This window comes from Sutterella sp. AM11-39 (assembly GCF_003472385.1).
GTDB classification, from domain to species: Bacteria; Pseudomonadota; Gammaproteobacteria; order Burkholderiales; family Burkholderiaceae_F; genus Duodenibacillus; species Duodenibacillus intestinigallinarum.
This window is the reverse complement of the sequence record NZ_QRLV01000001.1, coordinates 31064-49735: the sequence shown is the minus strand read 5'-3', so window position 1 is coordinate 49735 and position 18672 is coordinate 31064. Positions and strand designations below refer to the sequence as shown.

The following is an 18672-nucleotide window of genomic DNA, read 5'->3' as shown; positions in this document are numbered from 1 at the left end:
GTGCCGACGTTTGCATTAAATATGGCATTTTAGCCCACTCGGACGCAAGCTGTCTTGTGTTGTGCAGTATTCGCAGACGCAATTTCGGTCGTGTCCGGTTACCGTTTAACTTTTCGAGCACTGCTTAACTCAATTGAACGCGCAGCCTACCGAACAACTTTTGCTCAATCTTGTTGAGCCCGAAGCACCGACGCTGGACAATTTCCGTGTCGGCAGCAACGCTGAGCTTTTGGCTGCGCTGCGTGACTGCAAGAAGGGACAGGGGCCGCAGTTCATTTATATATGGGGGCCACCCGGCAGCGGCCGTTCGCACTTGTTGCGGGCCATTACGCCGACTCAGCGCATGCGCGTTCCCGAATACGATGAGCAGACGCTTTTTTATACGGTTGACAATGTCGAGCGACTTGACGATGAAGATCTCGAACGATTGTTCTTTCTGATGAACGATGTACGTTCGCACCCGCAGGCGCGCATTGTTTGTGCGGGCACCATCCGACCTGCTGATCTCGAAATCCGCGACGACGTGAAGACTCGTCTGATGTGGGGGCTGACGTACCAGTTGCGATATTTGTCTGCTGACGAAGCGGGTGAAGAGTTCTTGCGTCTGGCTCATGAGCGCGGCATTGAGTTCGACTCGGCCCAGAGACGTTGGATCGAAGCTCGCTGCCCGCGAGACATGCGCGGATTACGGCGTTTTTTAGATGCGGTTGATGAAAAGGCCGTCCGCGAACACCGGCGCATCACCACGGTCCTGTTGGATGCGACGCTCAAAGATGTTCTTTCAAAGAACTGAGGAAGGATTTGTGAAGCTTGTAGTTTACGACCTTGATCACACGTTGATGCCCATTGATACGGGGGATATCTGGTGCAAGTGGCTCCTTAGGGCCTGCGAAAAGGCTGTGCGTGTGACTGCAGAAGAAACGCTTGATCGTTTTACGCGCGAATATATCGAGCAGACATTGAACATTGATGAGTACGAAATGTGGCAGATGCAGTTTCTGGCTCAGTTCAATCGTGCGGATTTGGATGCGGCTCGCAAAGCTTATCGCGCGGAGGTGCTCGAAAAAATTCTTCCCGCAAGTTCCGTCAGAATTGTCAATGAAGCCAAACAAGCGGGCGCCGTCACGGCGATCTGTTCGGCTACTTACAGTTATGCCACGCAGCCTTCCGCCGAACTGTTCGGCGTGGATTACCTACTGTCGGTCAGACCTCAGGAAGACCAATCGGGCAATTTCACCGGTCGCTGGATTGAGCCGATCACGTATCAGCAGGGCAAAGTGACGGCCGTTGAAAAACTCGTTGATGAGTTGAAGCGACAGGGCACGACGATCGACGAATACGAATTCTGGTCGGACAGCGAAGCCGATCTTGCCCTTTTTGAGTATGTTGACAAAAAGGGAGGGCGATGCTGCGTTGTGAATGCAAGGGAGACGTTGCTGCGCATTGCGAGCGAACGCGGCTGGCATGTGACGGACAGTTACACTCAGGCAGAGTATGACTTTGCGGCGCAACTTGTTGCCAAAGCGCTGGCAAATCGAGAAAATGCGCCTCGTCTTTTGAGAAAAAGCAAGTAGAAAAACGAAAAGAGCCGCATGCAAATCAATAGAAGAGCGGACGAACGGAGTAAAGAATAAGTGTTTGATTACGTCAAGCGCATGATCGCCTCCATCGTGGGGCGCAACAATCACGAGGTCAATAAGGAGCCTCGCATTATTAGGGCAAGCGAACACGGCATTGATCCGAAAATGGTGAGCTTTGCCGCGGTGCGTACGTGCTCAATTTTGCAGCAGCGCGGCTACAAAGCCTACGTTGTGGGCGGCGCTGTGCGTGATTTGTTGCTCGGGGTCAAGCCCAAAGACTTCGATGTGGCCACTGATGCCACTCCCGAACAGGTCAAGCGTGCTCAGCGCCGCGCCTTCATCATCGGACGTCGTTTCCGTCTGGTGCATGTGGTGTTCGGCAACGAAATCGTTGAATGTTCGACATTCAGAGCACTGGATGCTTCGGGCGTTCGCAAGGATGCTTCCGGCCGCGTCATTTCCGACAACATTTTCGGGGAGATGTGGGAGGACGCTGCGCGTCGCGACTTTACGATCAATGCGCTTTACTACGATCCGTCGACGGGGGACATTTACGATTATCACGGGGGCTACGAGGACATTCGACGCAAGACGTTGCGCATGATCGGTTATCCGCAGGCGCGCTATCGAGAGGACCCGGTGCGCATGATGCGTGCCGTGCGTATTTCTGCCAAGTTGGGTTTCAAGATTGAAAAAAGTGCGGATCGAGCCATTGCGGAAATGGCGCCGTTGCTCGGCAATGTGCCTGCAGCTCGACTTTTCGATGAAATGATCAAGCTCTTTACGTGCGGCCGCGCTGAAGAGTGTCTGCTCAAACTGCGTGCTGCGGGCCTGCATCGTTCGCTTTTGCCGATGCTCGATGTCATTCTTGATGAGCCCGACGGCGAGAAGTTTCTGATGCTCGCGCTCAAGCGCACTGACGAGCGTATCGCCGTGGGTAAAAAGATTTCGCCCGCGTTCCTGTTTGCCACGCTTTTGTGGCCGCAAGTGAAAAAGCGCTGGGACGCCTATCAGAAGTCTTCGACAAGCAATAAGGGTTCGGCAAGAGCGATGGCGCTTTACTCGGCTGCCGAAGAAGTGATCGCCACGCAATCGGCCAAGCTTGCCATTCAGTACCGCTTTGTTGCCGACATGAAGCTTATTTGGATGCTGCAGCTTCGATTTGAACGGCGCACCGGCAAGAATCCGTACACCCTTGTCGAACATCCTAAGTATCGAGCTGGGTATGACTTCATGCTTTTGCGCAGTGCTTTAGGGCATGTTCCCGAGAGTCTCGTACACTGGTGGGAAGATTTTGTCGACGCAGATGAACAAAAGCGCGCCGACATGGTGGCTCAGGCCGAGGTCGAAGCGCGCCGCACGGCGGCCCAAGCACGAGCCGGCTCTAAGAGTCGTCAAAAAGAGCAGCGCGACGAAGAGCGCTTCACGGAAGAGGCCACGCGTTACGAGCCCCGCAGTAAGACCTCCCGACGTCGCCGATCTTCGGCGGAAAAGGCCGGAATCGAGGGGCAGGCAAGTGAAGCGAAGTTTGCAGAAAAACCTGACAATGCCGCTTCTGTTGTTTCGGCCAAGCCCAAACGCCGCCGTCGCCGTCCCAAGAGCGACAAAGCTGAATCCAAGTCTGAACAATCATGACCGAAGCTGTAATCGCGTTGGGTGCCAATCTGGGTGAGCCCAAAAAGGCGCTTGAACAAGCGCTCAAAAGGATCAGTAAGATTGAGCAGACGATCTTGCTCAAGGTAAGCTCTTTTTATCGCACGGCACCAGTTGATTCTTCCGGACCGGACTATGTCAATGCTGTTGTGACGGTGGAAACGGAACTGGAACCGGAAGCGTTGTTGCGCGCACTTTTTGTCATTGAAAACGAAGCGCATCGCGTTCGTCCGGAGGGGGTGCACAATGCACCGCGCACGTTGGATTTGGATCTGCTTTTATACGGTGACGTGGTTCAGCAGACGCCTTTTCTGACTCTGCCGCACCCGCGTATGCACGAACGTGCCTTTGTGCTGGTTCCGCTTTTGGAAATTGAACCGGACTGCCGGATTCCCGGTAAGGGGCCTGCCGGCGACTTTCTAGAAAGTGTTAAGGATCAGGCGATTAGCCGTCTGCCTTGAAAAAAGCTTAGCGTCCAATACGAAATACCTAGCAACACAAGTGATATTTCGTGCGAAAATAATCCGCAATTTTCAAATGCCCGCGTTTATGCCTCAGATGACGCGGTTGCGATAACAAGAACGAAGTGCCCAATGGGCAAAAACGGAGGAACACAAAGTGAAAAGTAAGATTTTTGCCACGCTTGCCGCCGGTGTCATGGCGTTAGCTTCCTTTGCCGCGAGCGCTGCCGATACGCTTCGCGTCGGTACGCATCCGACCTTTGCTCCCTTTGAGTTCCTCGACAGCTCCAGTCGTGAATACGTCGGTTTCGATATGGATATGATCCGCGAAATCGGCAAGCGCATGAAAGTTGAGGTGGAATTCGTCAACATGGGGTTTGACGGCCTGATTCCCGCATTGATGACCAACAACATTGACATCGTGGTGAGCGGTGTGACGATCACGGAAGAACGTAAAAAGCGCGTTGATTTCTGTGAACCCTATTACCAGGCCGGTCAGGGTCTGATGATTCGTGTCGGCGATGAAGCCAAGTATCAGAAGATCGAAGATCTGCACAACAAGACGATTGCCGTGCAGATCGGCACGACCGGCGCCGAAGTGGCCAAGGGTATCCCCGGTACCAAGATCAAGGCTTTCAACACAAGTGCAGAAGCCTTCATGGACCTGAAGATGAACGGTAGTGATGTGGTGATTACCGACCGTCCGGTGATCGGCTACTTTTTGGTGACCAATGCGCGTGCCGCCAAAGGACTCAAGCGCCAGCCCATGCAGTTTGACAGCGAATATTTCGGGTTTGCGGTCAAGAAGGGCAATACGGAATTGCGCGACAAGGTCAATGCCGCCATGAAGAGCATGAAAGATGACGGAACCTACGACAAGATCTACGCCAAGTGGTTTGGCGAGTCTTAAGTGCTCCTAAAATTGTTAATATCAAGCGGCCGCCTGAATAAGTTTCAAGCGGCCGTTTCCTTTCCTTCGCTTCCTATCTGACTTTTCGCTTTCGTCTTTTTCGATGGAAAACACCACAAAAATTTTGGCCGGTGCCACGTGCGCTCTGGCTGTCGCGGCTGTCGGCGGCTGTTGGTTTTATGGAATCTATTCGGCCGGAAAAGCGTTCGATGAGACGGCTATCAGTAATTTTTCGTCCGTGCTTCCTGCCGAGCTGGCCGCGCGTGTGACCAAGTACGAGGGCGGCTTCTTCAAAAAGACCTTCCAGGTGACGTTCGAAGCCGTGGGCGGCATTCAACTCGGAACGTTCAATGGCCGGGCCTATCCCGGGCTTACGACGAAAGTGGAACTTACCCGCGCGGCTGATACCAATTTCGAGCAGGGGCTTTTGAGAGCGGGCGTGCAGAACTTCGATGATCGCATCGAAGTGTCCTACACGGCCTGGGATGCTCTGACGTCCGGCAGCCAGGCGCTGCCCAGCGCGAGACTGACGTACAAGATCAAACCGTTTACGGTAGTGGCCGGAGGCCAGTGCTCGTTTGAAGCTTTTGAGTTCGATATCGAAACCGGCAAGACATTGGAAGTGCGAGCACAGACTCCGGGATTGTCATGCCGACCGGTCGGTCAGCCCGAATTGAAGCTCGGCAAGTTCGAGTTCTCCTTTGTGTCGGACGCCGCTCCTATTGCCAAGGCGCTCAATGGCGAAAATTCGGGATTGTCGGAAACATCGCTCACGATGAAGATAGATTCGATGGTGAGCGCAGCCGCCCGCTTTGACGGATTTGATTTCAAACTTGATCTGAAGCCGGAAGAAGGGACAAAAACGTGGGCTGAGACCATGAGCTTCAGCCTCAAGAAACCGGCTTCTCCGGCTCTTTATCTGGAACTCGGGCAGATCGGCGCGGTGGATGATGTCAGCGGTTCGGTACGTGTCACAGGTATTACTGAGGAGCTCTGTGAGCAGTTTGCGCAGATTCTGCTCGGCCCATCGTATTTGCACGATGATTTGTTAACGCTGACTCTGATGAGAGGTATTCAAAATGACGGAGTGGTCGTCGAATTTGATCCGCTCTCGGTGTCGATCGAAGGCAATCGTGCGACCTTGTCGGGTGTCTTGCGATCTGAATCTACCGGGCAGGGAACTCAGCCTGTCGGTCGTTTCCAATTTGAGTCGGACGAATCCATTTTGCCGCCGGAGTTGGTTGCCGACGCGCTCATGCAGGGTTATGTCAAGCAGGAAAAGAGCAAGATCAAGAGCGAAATCGTGCTCACGCCTGAGTACGGAACGGCCAATGGACTGCAGCTGTATTGACGTCATACGAAGGTCCGAGGTTCGGGGCCTCTCGTCGGAATCGGCTTCACAAAGACTGAGTCAGAGGATGATCTAAAAAATTTGATCGCACTCTTGCATTTTTCGAAAAGCTCTGTAAAATGCGCATCTCTTCGAGAGACAAACGCCTCGAAGGAAAAACAAGTGTGCCGGTGTAGCTCAGCTGGTAGAGCAGCGCATTCGTAATGCGAAGGTCGGATGTTCGAATCCTCTCACCGGCACCACTTACTCCCTTAAACGGGGAAACAAAATGCCTCAACAGCCGAATTGTCGTGCTTTGAGGCTTTTTTGTTGGTTTCTTTCCTTAGGATATTGATTTTTAAGGAAAAACCGAATAACATTACGCGCTTTCACATCCTTGCCACACCGATACGACGCTCGGGTGGCTTATTTCCGTAAGGAGGAATCAATGCGTCATTACGAACTGTGCGTCATCGTGCACCCGGATCAGTCCGAACAGGTTCCCGCGATGATCGAACGTTACAAGAATCTCGTCCTCGAACAGGGTGGTCAGGTCCACCGTGTTGAAGACTGGGGCCGTCGTCAACTCGCCTATCCGATCCAGAAGCTCGTCAAGGCTCACTATGTTCTCATGAACATCGAATGCACGGACGCTACGCTTGCTGAAATCGAAAACGGATTCCGTTTCAACGACGCCATTCTGCGTCACCTCGTCGTCAAGACCAAGAAGGCCGAAACCGCTCCTTCCGTCATGATGAAGAGCGTTGAAAAGGAAGAAGCCAAGAAGGTTGCAGCCGAACCCGCCGCTGAACAGGCTCCGGCTGAAGTTGAAACCGCCGAACAGGCTTAATCCAAACAGATTTTTAGATCGTCGCGAGAGTGGATTCTGACAACAGCATCGTCATCAGCGCGGTTCTGGTCGAAAAAAAAGAACTGTGTTACACGCCGGCAGGAATTGCGGTTTTCGAAGCTAGGTGTCACTACGCCGGGCAGCAGTTCGAAGCCGGAGCGATGCGGAAAATAGAGTTTGACTTCACGGTTATGTCGTTTGCCGATACGGCTGCGAGACTCGATAAGGTCGAACTAGGTAAGACGCTCGACATGAAAGGTTTCATTGCACAGCGTTCGCTCAGAAGCTCAAAGCTGACGGTCCACATCACGGAATTCAAAATTAGGAGTTGAAAAATGGCTTTTGGTGCAAAAGGTAAGGGCAAGCCCCGCCGTGCCAACCAACAGAATGCGCTCTTCAAGCGCAAGAAGTTCTGCCGTTTCACGGTTGAACACGTCGAACAGATCGACTACAAGGATATCGATACCCTGCGCGACTTCATTCAGGAAAACGGCAAGATCATGCCGGCTCGCCTGACCGGTACGAAGGCGCACTATCAGCGTCAGCTCGACACGGCGATCAAGCGCGCTCGCTTCCTCGCTTTGTTGCCCTACACCGACAACCAGGGGACCCGTTAATCATGCAAGTCATTCTTCTCGAAAAGATCAATCACCTCGGTGATCTCGGTGCCATCGTTAAGGTTAAGGATGGCTACGCCCGTAACTTCCTGATCCCCCAGGGTCACGCCAAGCGTGCTACCAAGGCTGCGATCGAAGAATTCGAAGCTCGTCGCGCTGAACTCGAACGCCTGCAGGCTGAACGTATCGCTCAGGCTCAGGAAACGGCTGAAAAGCTCAACGGCCAGGTGATCGAAATCACGAGCAAGGCCGGTGTTGACGGCCGCCTGTTCGGTTCTGTGACCAACGCCGACATCGCTGAAGCTGTTGACAAGCTCGGCTTCCAGATCAAGAAGAGCCAGGTTCGTACGCCGCTCGGCGCCATCAAGAGCGTGGGCGAATTCACGATCACGATCGGCCTTCTCACCGACATCACCGCCGACATCGTCGTGCGCGTGGTTGCCGAAGCCGCCTAATTTTTTCGGTTGATGCTCCGTCAGGAGCGTGCCCTGAAAAATTGGGACGAAACCGGATCTTTCCCCTGGGAGAGGTTCGGTTTTTTTTATGTTCGGAATGTGTGAACGAGCACCGGACCGTGTAACCGCACGTTGCCGATATCGCGCGCAGTAGTTGAGCATCCGTTAAGATTAAGCACTTTCAAAATTGCAGATTCAAGGTGTGATATGGCTGGATTTGACGACGAGATTCCCGCTGGCGACATTGACACGATGACGTCTGTGCCTGCCGAGGACATGTTGCCCGACGTTCCGTTGTCGGCGCAGACGCCAGTGATGTCGAGTGCTTCTCACGATCCGGAAGTGGCTTCCGTTCGTCTGCCGCCGCAGTCGGTGGAAAGCGAACAGAGTGTGCTCGGCGGCTTGATGCTCGACAACAACGCGTTCGATCAGGTAGCCGATGTTCTCACGCCCGATGATTTTTACCGCCGCGAACACCGCGTGATCTACGAAAAGATCCAGCAGATGTGTTCCGAAGGGCGCCCGGCCGACATCGTAACGGTCTACGGGGAACTCGAAGCCGAAGACAAGGCGCGCGAAATCGGAGGCCTGGCCTATCTCAACAGCCTCGTCAACAGCACGCCTGCCGCAGCTAACATCCGCCGCTACGCTGAAATTGTGCGCGACCGCTCGATTCTGCGCCAGCTTATTACCGCGGGTGAAGAGATCGCCACCAGCGCACTTTCTCCGGAATCCGCCGATGTTCCCACGCTTCTCGATCAGGCTCAGGCCAAAGTCTTTGCCATCGATGAAAAATCCAACAAGGGCAAGCGCGGTTTTCGCGTTCTTGAGGAACTTGCGGGCGAAGTTACGCAGGAAGTGCAGCAGCTCTACCAGATGCGCAATTCCGACGATGTCACCGGGCTGCCGACGAGCTTCAAGATTCTTGATCGGATGACCTCAGGCCTTCAGAAGGGGGATTTGATCATCGTGGCCGGACGCCCCTCGATGGGTAAGACCTCCTTTGCCATGAACATCGCTGAGTATGCTGGGTTGACCCTCAAGATGCCGGTGGCCATCTTCTCGATGGAAATGAGCTCCGTACAGCTTTGCAAGCGTTTGATCAGCTCGGTGGGCCGCATCGACGCGCAGAAGATGCGTCGCGGGCGCTTTGACGACGCCGACTGGGCGCGCTACACGGAAACCGTGAGCCTCATGAGCCAGGCGCCGTTTTACATTGACGACACGGGCAACCTGTCGGTAAACGAACTGCGTAGCCGTGCGCGCCGTCTGGCACGCAAAACGGGCGGTCTATCTCTGATCGTCGTGGACTACCTGCAGCTGATGCGCGGCTCGAGCAAGAGTTCGATGGAAAATCGTGCTACGGAAATTTCTGAAATTTCGCGTGGTCTCAAAGGTTTGGCCCGCGAAATGGAGGTGCCGATCATCGCGCTTTCTCAGCTCAACCGCGGAGTGGACGCACGTGCCGACAAACGACCGATGATGAGCGACTTGCGCGAATCGGGGGCTATCGAACAGGACGCCGACATCATCATGTTCATTTATCGCGACTGGGTGTACAACAAGGAAACGGGAGACCCGAATCTCGCTGAAATCATCATCGGCAAGCAGCGTAACGGCCCGACGGGGGTGATCAACATGCGCTTTGACGGTCAGTTCACGCGCTTTGATAACCTTGCTGAAGAGGGCGACATTCCGCCTGAATACCAATAACGTCTTTTCTCGGAGCGGCAAATCCGATCCCGGACTGTGCGGGAAAAGGGTGCTGAAAACAAAAATGATCGACACATTGCTTGCAGTGGACTGGACCGGAATTATTTTGTGGATCTGCGTGGTAGCGCTGATCCTGTGCGGAGTGGCCGGAACTGTGGTGCCGGCTTTGCCGGGTATCCCCATGATTTTTCTGGGTGCACTTCTGGCCGCTTGGATCGGAGACTTTCAGCACATCACCTGGGTGCCGTTGGTGGTGCTCGGCGTACTCACCGTCATAGGACTTGCTGTTGACTGGGTGGCGCAGACCATGGGTGCGCAAAGAGCGGGTGCTTCGAAGTGGGGCATTCTGGGCTCTCTGATCGGAACCATCGCAGGTCTCTTCATGGGGATCGTAGGCATTCTCTTTATGCCGCTCGTGGGCGCCTTCATCGGAGAATACATCGCGCAGCGCGATCTGCGCGTAGCAGGCAACGTTGGCTGGGCAACCTGGGTCGGCATGATGGTTGGTACCGTCGTCAAGCTTGGTTTGTCCTTCGTTATGATCGGCATCATGTGCTTTGCGCTTTGGTTCTGATTCGAACGACTTAAAAAAATCGGGAGATCGAAACGCTCGACCTCCCGATTTTTTTTTTGCGGATGCCGTTAGAGAACTTCGCTTGCGTAATCGGCAAGGCGACTGCGTTCACCGCGCTGTAGCGTAATGTGACCCGCGTGCGACCAACCGCGGAATTTCTCGACAACGTAGGTGAGGCCGGAAGAGCCTTCAGTGAGATAGGGCGTGTCAATCTGCGCGATGTTGCCCATGCACACGATTTTGGTGCCGGGACCCGCACGAGTGATGAGCGTTTTCATCTGCTTGGGCGAGAGGTTCTGCGCTTCGTCGATGATGACGAACTTGTTGAGGAACGTTCTGCCGCGCATAAAGCTCATCGACTTGATGCGGATGCGGCTGCGGATGATGTCTGCCGCAGCACTGCGGCCCCAGCTGCCGGCACCGCGGTCGGCCTTGTTGAGAACTTCCAGATTGTCTTCCAGCGCGCCCATCCAGGGAGTCATCTTTTCTTCTTCCGTGCCGGGTAAGAAACCGATTTCCTCGCCGACGCTCACGGTCGCACGGGTAAAGATGATTTCGGAAAAACGCCGATCTTCAAGTGTTTGCGCAAGAGCTGCCGCAAGCGTGATGAGAGTCTTACCGGTGCCGGCTTGTCCCAGCAGAGTCACGAAATCGATGTCCGGATTCATGAGCAGATTGAGCGCGAGCGACTGTTCCAGATTGCGGGCGTGTACGCCCCAGACGGCGTTGCGCGGCTGCAGGTAGTCTTTAATCGTGCACAGCGTGGCTACGCCTTGGGCAACGCTTTTGACCTGACCCACGAAAGAGCCGTCGGTGGTAGCGACAAATTGGTTGACCGAAAGACTCATGGCCAACGGACCTTCGAAGCTGTACCAGACGCTGCCATCGCTCTGCCAACTCTTGAGGTTATGTGTCTGCTTTTCCCAGAAGTCGGGAGTTACCGAAGCGCAGCCGGTAAAGATCAGATCGGCGTCGTCAATGGTCTTGTCGTTGAAGTAGTCCTCGGCCGTGAGCCCCATTGCCGTCGCTTTGATACGGATGTTGATGTCTTTGCTGACGAGCACGACGTGCTTGTCGGGAAAAAGCTCAGGCAGCGCACGCACTACAGCCAGAATCATGTTGTCGGCCTTGTCGTGAGGGAGACCGGCGGGCAGTTCGCGGGGATTGAATCCGAAGTCCTGAAAATACAGCTTGCCGCGAGCTTCTTTGTTGCCGAGTACGGCGAGCTCCACGCCGTCTTGAATGGGGCCGGTGCCCGACTCGATCAATCGGTCGATCGTGCGGCTCACCTGACGCGCGTTGCGAGCGATGTCGGTCGTGCCCGTCTTGTGATTATCAAGTTCTTCGAGCGTGACCATCGGCAGGTAGACGTCGTGCTCTTGAAACCGGAAAAGGCAGGTCGGATCGTGCAGCAACACGTTGGTGTCAAGCACAAAGATGCGGGCCATTTGTCCGGTGGAGCTTGAACGCGGACTGCGAAGACGCGCGGTGTTGGTAGCTTTTTCGTGCGCGGTGGTGCCTTCAGGCGTGGCGACAATCGTTGCTTCGGCGGTTTTCTTGACGGTTTTGCTTGGTTTGGCAGCTTTTTTGGCTGTGGTTTTCGGAGCGGTTTTTACAGCGGCGCGAGTCGTTTCTTTTACCTCAGTCGCAGCTGTCTTGGTCTTGGCAGCGGTCTTGAGTGCAGCAGTCTTGGTTGCCGGTTTGGTGCTGACATCGGCTGTTTTCTTGCCGTAGGCACTCACATCGAGAATGGTGCCGCGTTTGCGGGGAGCTTCGGGAAGAGGCATATCGTGTCTGTCGTTTAGTGCTAAAAAAGTAGCCGGATCGTAAGAACCGGCTGCAGGTGTTCTTATGTTTGCTTGAGAATGGAGGGGTCCTTGCGCACGGCGGTTCGAATGCCCGTGAAAATGGCGTTGGCAAGGCGCGCTTGATGGCGCGCGTCGCGCAGGCGATTTTCTTCCTTGGGATTGCTCAAAAACGCTGTTTCAACAAGAATCGACGGCACACCCTGGGCTTTCAAAACGGCAAATTCCGCGTATTCCACGGACGATTTGTGCAAGGGGCCGAGTTTGGCTAGTTCCGAGAGTACCTCGTCTCCCAACTGAATGCCGTAGCGCAATTTTGTTTCAGCGAGCATATCGACGACGGTGCTGCGGGCCTGCGAAGCAACATCTTTGAAGACCGTTCCGCCGATTTCGTCGGCTCGGTTTTGCGTTTGAGCAAGCCAGCGTGCCTGCAGGGAGGAGGCGCCACCCACGCTCAGCGTAAAGACCGAGGAGCCGTTGGCCTCCGGCTTGATCCACGCATCGGCGTGAATGCTCACGAAGATGTGCGCCTTTTGCTTGACTGCCACCGCCGCGCGTTTGTGCAGCGGCAGGAACACGTCCTTGGTGCGGGTCATCACGGCACGCATGCCGCGTGTGCGGTTGATCTGCGCTTCAAGTTTCTTGGCGATGGCCAGCACCACCGTTTTTTCGTATGTTTTGCGTCGCTTGCCGATGGCGCCCGGATCCTCGCCGCCGTGGCCGGCATCAATGACGACCACAAGTGTTTCGGTTTTGCCGGACTTCTTGGGTGGTTTTTTCTTTGTGACGCGCTGGGTTTCCGAAACGGTGTTTGGTTTGCTCTGCTCGCGCTTGACTTCTTTGGCGGGTTCCTCATTGGCGCCCGTTCTTGCAATGACTTCACGCATCGTGTCGGCGTTGGTGGCCTCCAGATCGATGATGATGCGGTGTCCGAACTGAGCGATGGGCTTAGAGTAGTTTACGTCAGCGCGCACGTCGTCCTTGAGATCGAAGACGATACGCAGGATGTTGGGTTTGAACTGTCCGGGACGGATGCCCGCGATGAACTTGTCGGAGCTGTTGAAGTTCTTGAGCGTCTTTTCGATGTTAGCGTTCAGGCGCAGGCCTTCGAGGTCAAGCACCAGTCGATAGGGCTTTTTGCCGCGCAGCACCATATAACTGTACTTGAGCTTGCGGTCAGATTCGACCGAAATACGCGTGCTTTCATCGCCCGGCCAGATGCGCACTTGCAGCCGAGGGGCGGCAAGTGCCTGAAGCGGCTGCGCGGCAACGGCGCCGACGGCGCCCAGAATGAGTTCTCGACGGGTGGTGCTCATGCGCAAACCTCCGCTAGGATCGTACGTCCCAGAGGCGTAAAGGCTTTAAGAGTGGCTTCGCGCGAGAGGTTTTGCACGCGAAGCGAAATTTCTAAATCGGCTTGAGGCAGATAGGGTGCGGCTTTTTCGCTCCATTCGCAAGCCGTGACCATGCCCGGGCCGAAAAGTTCGCGGAAGCCCGCTTCGTCGAACTCTTCGGCTGACTCGAATCGGTAGAAGTCAAAATGATGAAAGGCGAGCGTTGCGCCGATCTCGTAGTCTTCCACAAGCTCGAACGTGGGGCTGCGAACGCGGCCGGAGACGCCGCAGGCGCGCAACAGCGCACGGGTCAGTGTCGTTTTGCCCGCGCCCAGTCCGCCGTTTAAGCGAAAGTTGAATCCGTTTTGTTCAATATCGGATTCATGAGCCATAAGCGCGTTGGCAATGCGTCGGGCAAAGGCTTCCGTGTCTGCCTGTGTTTCGAAAAAAACTGTTTTGATGTCGGCCGTTTTCTGCATGAGTGCAAGTGTAGTGCATGCCTGAGGCAATCGTCTTGAAAAAAGTCGACGGATAGGCAAGAAAAAGGACGAAAATGCGAAATTCCGAGCAAGCGGCTCAGCGCATTGTTTCGGGAACGCCCGCGCGTTTGAGCGCTTCGGGGCGCAGACGCATGGAGACGAGCCAAAGAGCCAGCACCAGGAAGGCGCAGAAGGCGGAGGCCAGTGCGTATTTCCAGGCCGATCCCATCACGATCGGCACCCAGACGGCAGCCGAAAAGCAAAACGAGGCGGTGACGAAGAACTGCTGAATGGCTGCAGCCATACCGCGGTTTTTGGGAAAATAGTCGAGATTCATCGCCATCATGACCGGACGCAGCAGCGCCATGCCGAGCGAATAGAGCACCGGAGCGATCAGCAAAAGAAGAAACCCCGGCTCGGCAATGTAGTCAAAGAGTGCGGCCAGCACGGATCCTGCCAGCGTCAGAACTGACACGATGATGATCATGCGTTTGGGGCGAAGACGCTTGGCAAGACGAATTGAACCCCAGGCGCCGGCAAAGGACGCAAAAATGAGCGGGATGGAAAGCCATCCGAATTCGTCGACATCAAGTCCCATGACCTTGATCACGAAGTCGGCCGATCCGGCGGAATAGAGAATACCGCCCATGAACAAAATGCCGTGGGCGATCACGCCCGTCATGAAGGCCCCGTGCGTGAGCCCCTTGGCATAGTTGCCGCAAACTGCCGACAGGTTAAAGGGCGAGCGATCGGTAGCGTGCAGCGTCTCAGGAATCCGATAGTAGATGAAGGCCGCAATCGAAAGCGAATAGACCAGCAGGAAGAGAAACACGGCGTGCCAACCGAACAGCATGACGATTTGACCGCCTACGACGGGAGCCAGCGCGGGGCCCGCGGCAAAGAAAAACGCGATCATTCCGTTGACGTTGGCCGCTTCCGGGCCGCTCCAGTTGTCACGCACGATGGCTTGCGTGACGACTTGGCCGACGGCTGCGCCGATGCCTTGCAACAGACGCCAGCCGTAGAGCGCCCACAGCGACTGACTGAAGGCTGCTCCGATGCTGGCCGCGGCAAAGAGGAGCATGCCGCCGATAAAGGTCGGACGTCGGCCGTAGCTGTCGGAGAAGCTGCCGGCGACGAGACTGAAAAAGGCGTATGTGAAGAGATAAATCGTGAGCGACTGCTGCACGGCAACGAAACTCACGCCGAAGTCTTCTGCCATCGCGTGAAAGCCAGGCATGATGCCGTTGGCCGCAAACGGCCCCAGGCTCGAGGTGAACCCGAGCGCGGCGGCGTCGCGGATGCGCGGATGGCTGGAAAAAGACTGTCGGGGCGTCATTGATTCTGAAAAAAAGATCGATTGCCGAAGAATACACCTCGAAGCTATCAAACAAACGAGAAAAAGCCTGCGGCAGGCGCAATTTGAGAGAAGATTCGGCGAGTAGAATCAATGACATTCCAAAAAAAGGATTTGCTGAACCTCCTACTGCGGCACATTGACGATGTGTCGCTCGAAACGAACGATGCAGCGAGTGACGATTTCGATTGACGACAAAATTGCCGAAGCGTTTGACGCATTGATTGCCAAACGAGGCTACAAAAACCGATCCGAAGCGTTTCGAGATCTGTTGCGTCGGGAACTGGCGCAGGATCAGCTTCACGACTCGAGCGAGACCGAGTGCATGGCCGTCGTGAGTTTCGGTTTTGATCATCATGCCCGGAGTTTGCCTGCCCGCATGACCGAACAACAGCACGCGCATCACGAGTCGATCATCGCGAGCATGCATGTGCACGCATCCCACGAGCGCTGCGTCGAGGTGGTGGTGATGCGAGGCAAGTACAAGAGCATTTCGCCGCTTGCACAGGAAATGATCGCGGAAACGGGCATTGAAAACGGTGCCGTGCACTACGTGGCTTTGTCGTCCGGCGATCATGATCACCACCACGACCATGAGCATACGCATCAGCACGGGCACGAAACGGTAAAGGATTAGTTATGAGCGAAAGCCTTCCCAAGATTGCGGCCTTCATCTTTTTCATTTGGCTCGGATGGTTTCTGCGCCGCAGAGAGATCTTGAAGGAAAGTGCTTTCCATGCCGTCAGCGGCCTTGTTCTTTACGTCACTATTCCCTGCATCATCATCACGAATCTCAACGGCATCAAGATCGAAGGAATTATGCTGTTGATCGTCTTTCTCGGGTTTCTTGCAAACGTGGCCATGCTCGGTTACGCCTGGTTTTTGACGAGAAAGGAAACCGACGAGAAAAAGCGCGACTTCTGGCGCATCAATATGTGCGGATACTCCATCGGCCCGTTGGCGGTGCCGTATATCCAAGCCTTTTATCCGACCACCGGTTTGATGACGGCGTTCATGTTTGACGTCGGTAACGTCATCATGAGCGGAGGCGGGACGTTTGCGATTCTGGCCGGTTCACACGAAAAGCAACGCTCGCTTTTGAACGTTCTCAAAGTCATCGGCGGCAAAATGGTGCGTTCGGGCCCTCTGATGACTTTTGCGCTGGTTGTCAGCATGAGTGCCGTGGGACTGCGTTTCCCCGATGAAGTGACCACGATCACCAAAGTGGGGGCTCAGGCCAACACGATGCTTGCCATGATCATGATCGGCGAGACGATCGAACTTTCGATGAATCGGCAAAAGTTCGTGACGATCGTGAAGATCCTGGCCAACCGCTGGTTGCTGTGCATCCTATTTGCGCTGGCTTGCGCTTATTTCATGCCGTTTGAGGGTGAAGTGCGCACGGCGATGGTGTTGATCTGTCTTTCGCCTGTTCCGGCAATGAGCCTGATCTACACTGCCCAGCTCGGTTGTGACGTCGGCATGGGTGCAAATCTTAATTCGCTCTCCGTCGTGATCTCGATTGCCGTGATGTCGACGGCGCTTCTGATCATGCAATCGGCCGGATTCTGACGCTTGCAGAAGCCGACCGACGAAGGAAGCGTTTTTGTATCGGAATCAGGCTTTGTTGGCCTCGGCGTAGTCGCCTTCGGTCACGGCTTCAAGCCAAATGGCCTTGTTGTTAGGAACATTGGTTTCGATGGAAATGTGCGTCATGGGATGCTTGGCGCAGGCGCCGTGCCAGTGCTCGACGTCCGGAGCAATCTGAACGACGTCGCCTTTTTTGATGCGGCGCGCCGGCTTGCTGCGTTCCTGATAAAGGCCTTCGCCGGCGAGAACCAGAAGAATCTGACCGCCAGTGTGTTTGTGCCAGAAAGTGCGGCAGCCGGGCTCAAATGTCACGTTGCCGATCGGACAGTTGAATACCGGCTCGGTGTTGAGCATCGTGAGATAGGACGTGCCCGTGAAGAATTTGCCGTAAGGGTTAACCGGGCCCTGTGGAAAGACCGTATCGAAATCCTTGGGGATAGGAGCGGCGGAAATTGAACCGGCGGCGCCGCCGGCGAGAGCGGCAGCCGAAGCTAAGGCGAAATGTCTGCGAGTCATCATTTGTATTCTCCCGGAAAAGAATGTGGTTGTGTGAAACCCATCATCGGACGATCGGGCGAGTATTAGGAGGCAACTTCTCGATCTTGAGAAAAACAGACAGTGTTTTGCTATTTCTGCGAAAGCCGGACGTGATCACTTTTGTCTGTTCAGATAAGAGAGCTTGACTGAAAGAATTCGGTTTCGAAGAAAGTTTGCGGGTGCCGCCAAACATGCCGAGTGCTTTTTGCGGATCTGTCGTCGGCGCCGCTCGTGGGCTTGGTAGAATTGCGCCGCATCCAAAAAGGAAAGTAAAAACAAAGACGAAATGGCAAAAAATAAAAACAACGCAACGCCGCTCATTCGCAACAAACGCGCGACTTTCGACTACACCATCGAGGAGCGCTTTGAGGCCGGTCTGCAGTTGCGCGGCTGGGAAGTCAAAAGCGTCAGAGCCGGACGGGCCACGATCAATTTGTCGCATGTGTATGTGCGCGACGGGGAACTGTTTCTCTGCAACGCGAGCTTTACGCCCGCCGATCAAGTGTGCACACATGAAAAAACTGAAATCACCCGTACGCGCAAGCTTCTGATGCATCGCCGCGAGATTGATCGGCTGATCGGCAAGGTCGACCGCTCGGGCTATGCGCTGGTGCCGCTTGATCTGCATTTTGTCAAGGGGCGCGTCAAGCTGGCGCTGGCGCTCGGTCGCGGTAAGCGAGAGTTTGAAAAGCGCGATGACGAAAGCAAGCGCGAATGGAAGCGCGATCAGTCCAGACTGATGAAAAACGACATGCGCAGCGGTAAACCGCGGCAGAACTACAACGACTGAAGGGTCGAGCAATGACAAGGGAACTCGAAACGATTGATAAAAGTCTCGAAGAAACGGTTCTTTCCGAGCGGGAGGAATATTCGGGGAGACTTTTGCACGTCCTGCGTCGCGAAGTGAAATTGCCTGACGGCCGTATTTCCGCACGAGAAATGATTGCGCATCCCGGGGCGGCAGCCATGGTGGTACTCGATGACGAGAATTGCACCGTACTTGAACGGCAATGGCGCAGTCCTTTGGATCGGGCGTTTTGGGAAATTCCGGCCGGAAAGATCGACAAGGGTGAGGATCCTTTTGAAACCGCATGCCGGGAGCTCGAAGAAGAAACGGGACTTGCCGCTGACAAGTGGGTGGAGCTCGGTACGATTCACAATGCCATCGGCTACAGCAACGAACGCATCGTGATTTACCTTGCGCAGGGCGTTCATCCGGCTGAAAGCGGGCAAAAGCTTGATGCCGGTGAGTTCCTTACGTTGCATCGTTTGCCGTTTGAAGAGGCGCTCTCAATGACCCGCAACGGAGAAATCACGGACGTGAAGACCCTGGTGGGGCTTGCCTGGGCAAGGGACTATCTGCAGGGCAACTTGCCGCAGGCGAAACTCAAGCGGTAGGTAAGAAAACGCCCCGCGCAAGCGAGGCG

General features: G+C 55.0%; 21 protein-coding genes and 1 tRNA gene. 17 read left to right on the top strand and 5 right to left on the bottom strand.

Annotated elements, in window-relative coordinates; all coding sequences use genetic code 11:
• Window positions 1-160: 160 nt before the first annotated feature.
• From DW133_RS00280 to DW133_RS00220, 13 genes are all read left to right on the top strand, one after another.
• Window positions 161-793, top strand: coding sequence for a DnaA regulatory inactivator Hda (locus tag DW133_RS00280; RefSeq protein WP_147408832.1), 633 nt, complete (start codon window positions 161-163; stop codon window positions 791-793).
• Window positions 794-803: 10 nt separating this feature from the next.
• Complete coding sequence (locus tag DW133_RS00275; RefSeq protein ID WP_158571081.1) at window positions 804-1574, top strand: HAD family phosphatase; 771 nt, start codon at window positions 804-806, stop codon at window positions 1572-1574.
• 60 nt (window positions 1575-1634) lie between these two features.
• Window positions 1635-3215, top strand: coding sequence for a polynucleotide adenylyltransferase PcnB (pcnB, locus tag DW133_RS00270; protein ID WP_118274085.1), 1581 nt, complete (start codon window positions 1635-1637; stop codon window positions 3213-3215).
• A complete protein-coding gene (gene folK, locus DW133_RS00265; protein ID WP_118274083.1) occupies window positions 3212-3694 on the top strand; it encodes a 2-amino-4-hydroxy-6-hydroxymethyldihydropteridine diphosphokinase in 483 nt (160 codons plus the stop codon). The genes pcnB and folK overlap by 4 nt, the downstream gene beginning before the upstream one ends.
• 157 nt (window positions 3695-3851) lie before the next feature.
• Window positions 3852-4604, top strand: a complete 753-nt coding sequence (locus DW133_RS00260) for a basic amino acid ABC transporter substrate-binding protein (protein WP_233542061.1) — start codon at window positions 3852-3854, stop codon at window positions 4602-4604.
• A gap of 103 nt (window positions 4605-4707) precedes the next feature.
• Window positions 4708-5955, top strand: a complete 1248-nt coding sequence (locus tag DW133_RS00255; protein WP_118274081.1) for a hypothetical protein — start codon at window positions 4708-4710, stop codon at window positions 5953-5955.
• 166 nt (window positions 5956-6121) lie between these two features.
• A tRNA-Thr gene (locus DW133_RS00250) sits at window positions 6122-6197 on the top strand.
• Window positions 6198-6382: 185 nt separating this feature from the next.
• Window positions 6383-6784: a 30S ribosomal protein S6 gene (rpsF, locus tag DW133_RS00245; RefSeq protein WP_118274079.1), complete on the top strand. Its 402-nt coding sequence runs from the start codon at window positions 6383-6385 to the stop codon at window positions 6782-6784.
• Window positions 6785-6813: 29 nt separating this feature from the next.
• Window positions 6814-7116, top strand: coding sequence for a primosomal replication protein N (gene priB / locus DW133_RS00240; RefSeq protein ID WP_233542060.1), 303 nt, complete (start codon window positions 6814-6816; stop codon window positions 7114-7116).
• A gap of 3 nt (window positions 7117-7119) precedes the next feature.
• Window positions 7120-7401, top strand: coding sequence for a 30S ribosomal protein S18 (gene rpsR / locus DW133_RS00235; protein ID WP_118274077.1), 282 nt, complete (start codon window positions 7120-7122; stop codon window positions 7399-7401).
• A 2-nt stretch (window positions 7402-7403) separates the two neighbouring features.
• On the top strand, window positions 7404-7856 hold the full coding sequence (rplI, locus tag DW133_RS00230; RefSeq protein ID WP_118274075.1) for a 50S ribosomal protein L9: 453 nt from the start codon (window positions 7404-7406) through the stop codon (window positions 7854-7856).
• Window positions 7857-8171: 315 nt separating this feature from the next.
• Window positions 8172-9569 carry a replicative DNA helicase gene (gene dnaB, locus DW133_RS00225; protein ID WP_118274633.1) on the top strand — a complete coding sequence of 466 codons (1398 nt, stop codon included), beginning with the start codon at window positions 8172-8174 and terminating at the stop codon, window positions 9567-9569.
• A 64-nt stretch (window positions 9570-9633) separates the two neighbouring features.
• Window positions 9634-10143 carry a DUF456 domain-containing protein gene (locus tag DW133_RS00220; RefSeq protein ID WP_118274073.1) on the top strand — a complete coding sequence of 170 codons (510 nt, stop codon included), beginning with the start codon at window positions 9634-9636 and terminating at the stop codon, window positions 10141-10143.
• A gap of 68 nt (window positions 10144-10211) precedes the next feature.
• Here the strand turns inward: DW133_RS00220 and DW133_RS00215 are convergent, their stop codons facing one another.
• The 4 genes from DW133_RS00215 to DW133_RS00200 form a co-directional block, all read right to left on the bottom strand.
• Window positions 10212-11930, bottom strand: a complete 1719-nt coding sequence (locus tag DW133_RS00215; RefSeq protein ID WP_118274071.1) for a PhoH family protein — start codon at window positions 11928-11930, stop codon at window positions 10212-10214.
• A gap of 62 nt (window positions 11931-11992) precedes the next feature.
• On the bottom strand, window positions 11993-13264 hold the full coding sequence (locus tag DW133_RS00210) for an N-acetylmuramoyl-L-alanine amidase (protein ID WP_118274069.1): 1272 nt from the start codon (window positions 13262-13264) through the stop codon (window positions 11993-11995).
• Complete coding sequence (tsaE, locus tag DW133_RS00205) at window positions 13261-13761, bottom strand: tRNA (adenosine(37)-N6)-threonylcarbamoyltransferase complex ATPase subunit type 1 TsaE (protein WP_118274067.1); 501 nt, start codon at window positions 13759-13761, stop codon at window positions 13261-13263. Before tsaE ends, DW133_RS00210 begins: the two co-directional genes overlap by 4 nt.
• Window positions 13762-13858: 97 nt before the next feature.
• Window positions 13859-15100 carry a multidrug effflux MFS transporter gene (locus DW133_RS00200; protein ID WP_118274065.1) on the bottom strand — a complete coding sequence of 414 codons (1242 nt, stop codon included), beginning with the start codon at window positions 15098-15100 and terminating at the stop codon, window positions 13859-13861.
• 184 nt (window positions 15101-15284) lie between these two features.
• Here DW133_RS00200 and nikR point away from each other — a divergent pair, with 184 nt between their 5' ends.
• Both nikR and DW133_RS00190 read left to right on the top strand, forming a co-directional pair.
• Complete coding sequence (nikR, locus tag DW133_RS00195; protein ID WP_118274631.1) at window positions 15285-15755, top strand: nickel-responsive transcriptional regulator NikR; 471 nt, start codon at window positions 15285-15287, stop codon at window positions 15753-15755.
• Between the two features lie 2 nt (window positions 15756-15757).
• Complete coding sequence (locus DW133_RS00190; protein ID WP_118274063.1) at window positions 15758-16690, top strand: AEC family transporter; 933 nt, start codon at window positions 15758-15760, stop codon at window positions 16688-16690.
• A gap of 45 nt (window positions 16691-16735) precedes the next feature.
• Here DW133_RS00190 and DW133_RS00185 read toward each other — a convergent pair whose 3' ends face one another.
• Window positions 16736-17227 carry a cupin domain-containing protein gene (locus DW133_RS00185; protein ID WP_118274061.1) on the bottom strand — a complete coding sequence of 164 codons (492 nt, stop codon included), beginning with the start codon at window positions 17225-17227 and terminating at the stop codon, window positions 16736-16738.
• A gap of 304 nt (window positions 17228-17531) precedes the next feature.
• Here DW133_RS00185 and smpB point away from each other — a divergent pair, with 304 nt between their 5' ends.
• Together smpB and DW133_RS00175 are read left to right on the top strand one after the other, a co-directional pair.
• Complete coding sequence (gene smpB, locus DW133_RS00180; RefSeq protein WP_118274059.1) at window positions 17532-18035, top strand: SsrA-binding protein SmpB; 504 nt, start codon at window positions 17532-17534, stop codon at window positions 18033-18035.
• A gap of 11 nt (window positions 18036-18046) precedes the next feature.
• Window positions 18047-18643: an NUDIX domain-containing protein gene (locus tag DW133_RS00175; protein WP_118274057.1), complete on the top strand. Its 597-nt coding sequence runs from the start codon at window positions 18047-18049 to the stop codon at window positions 18641-18643.
• Window positions 18644-18672: the final 29 nt, after the last annotated feature.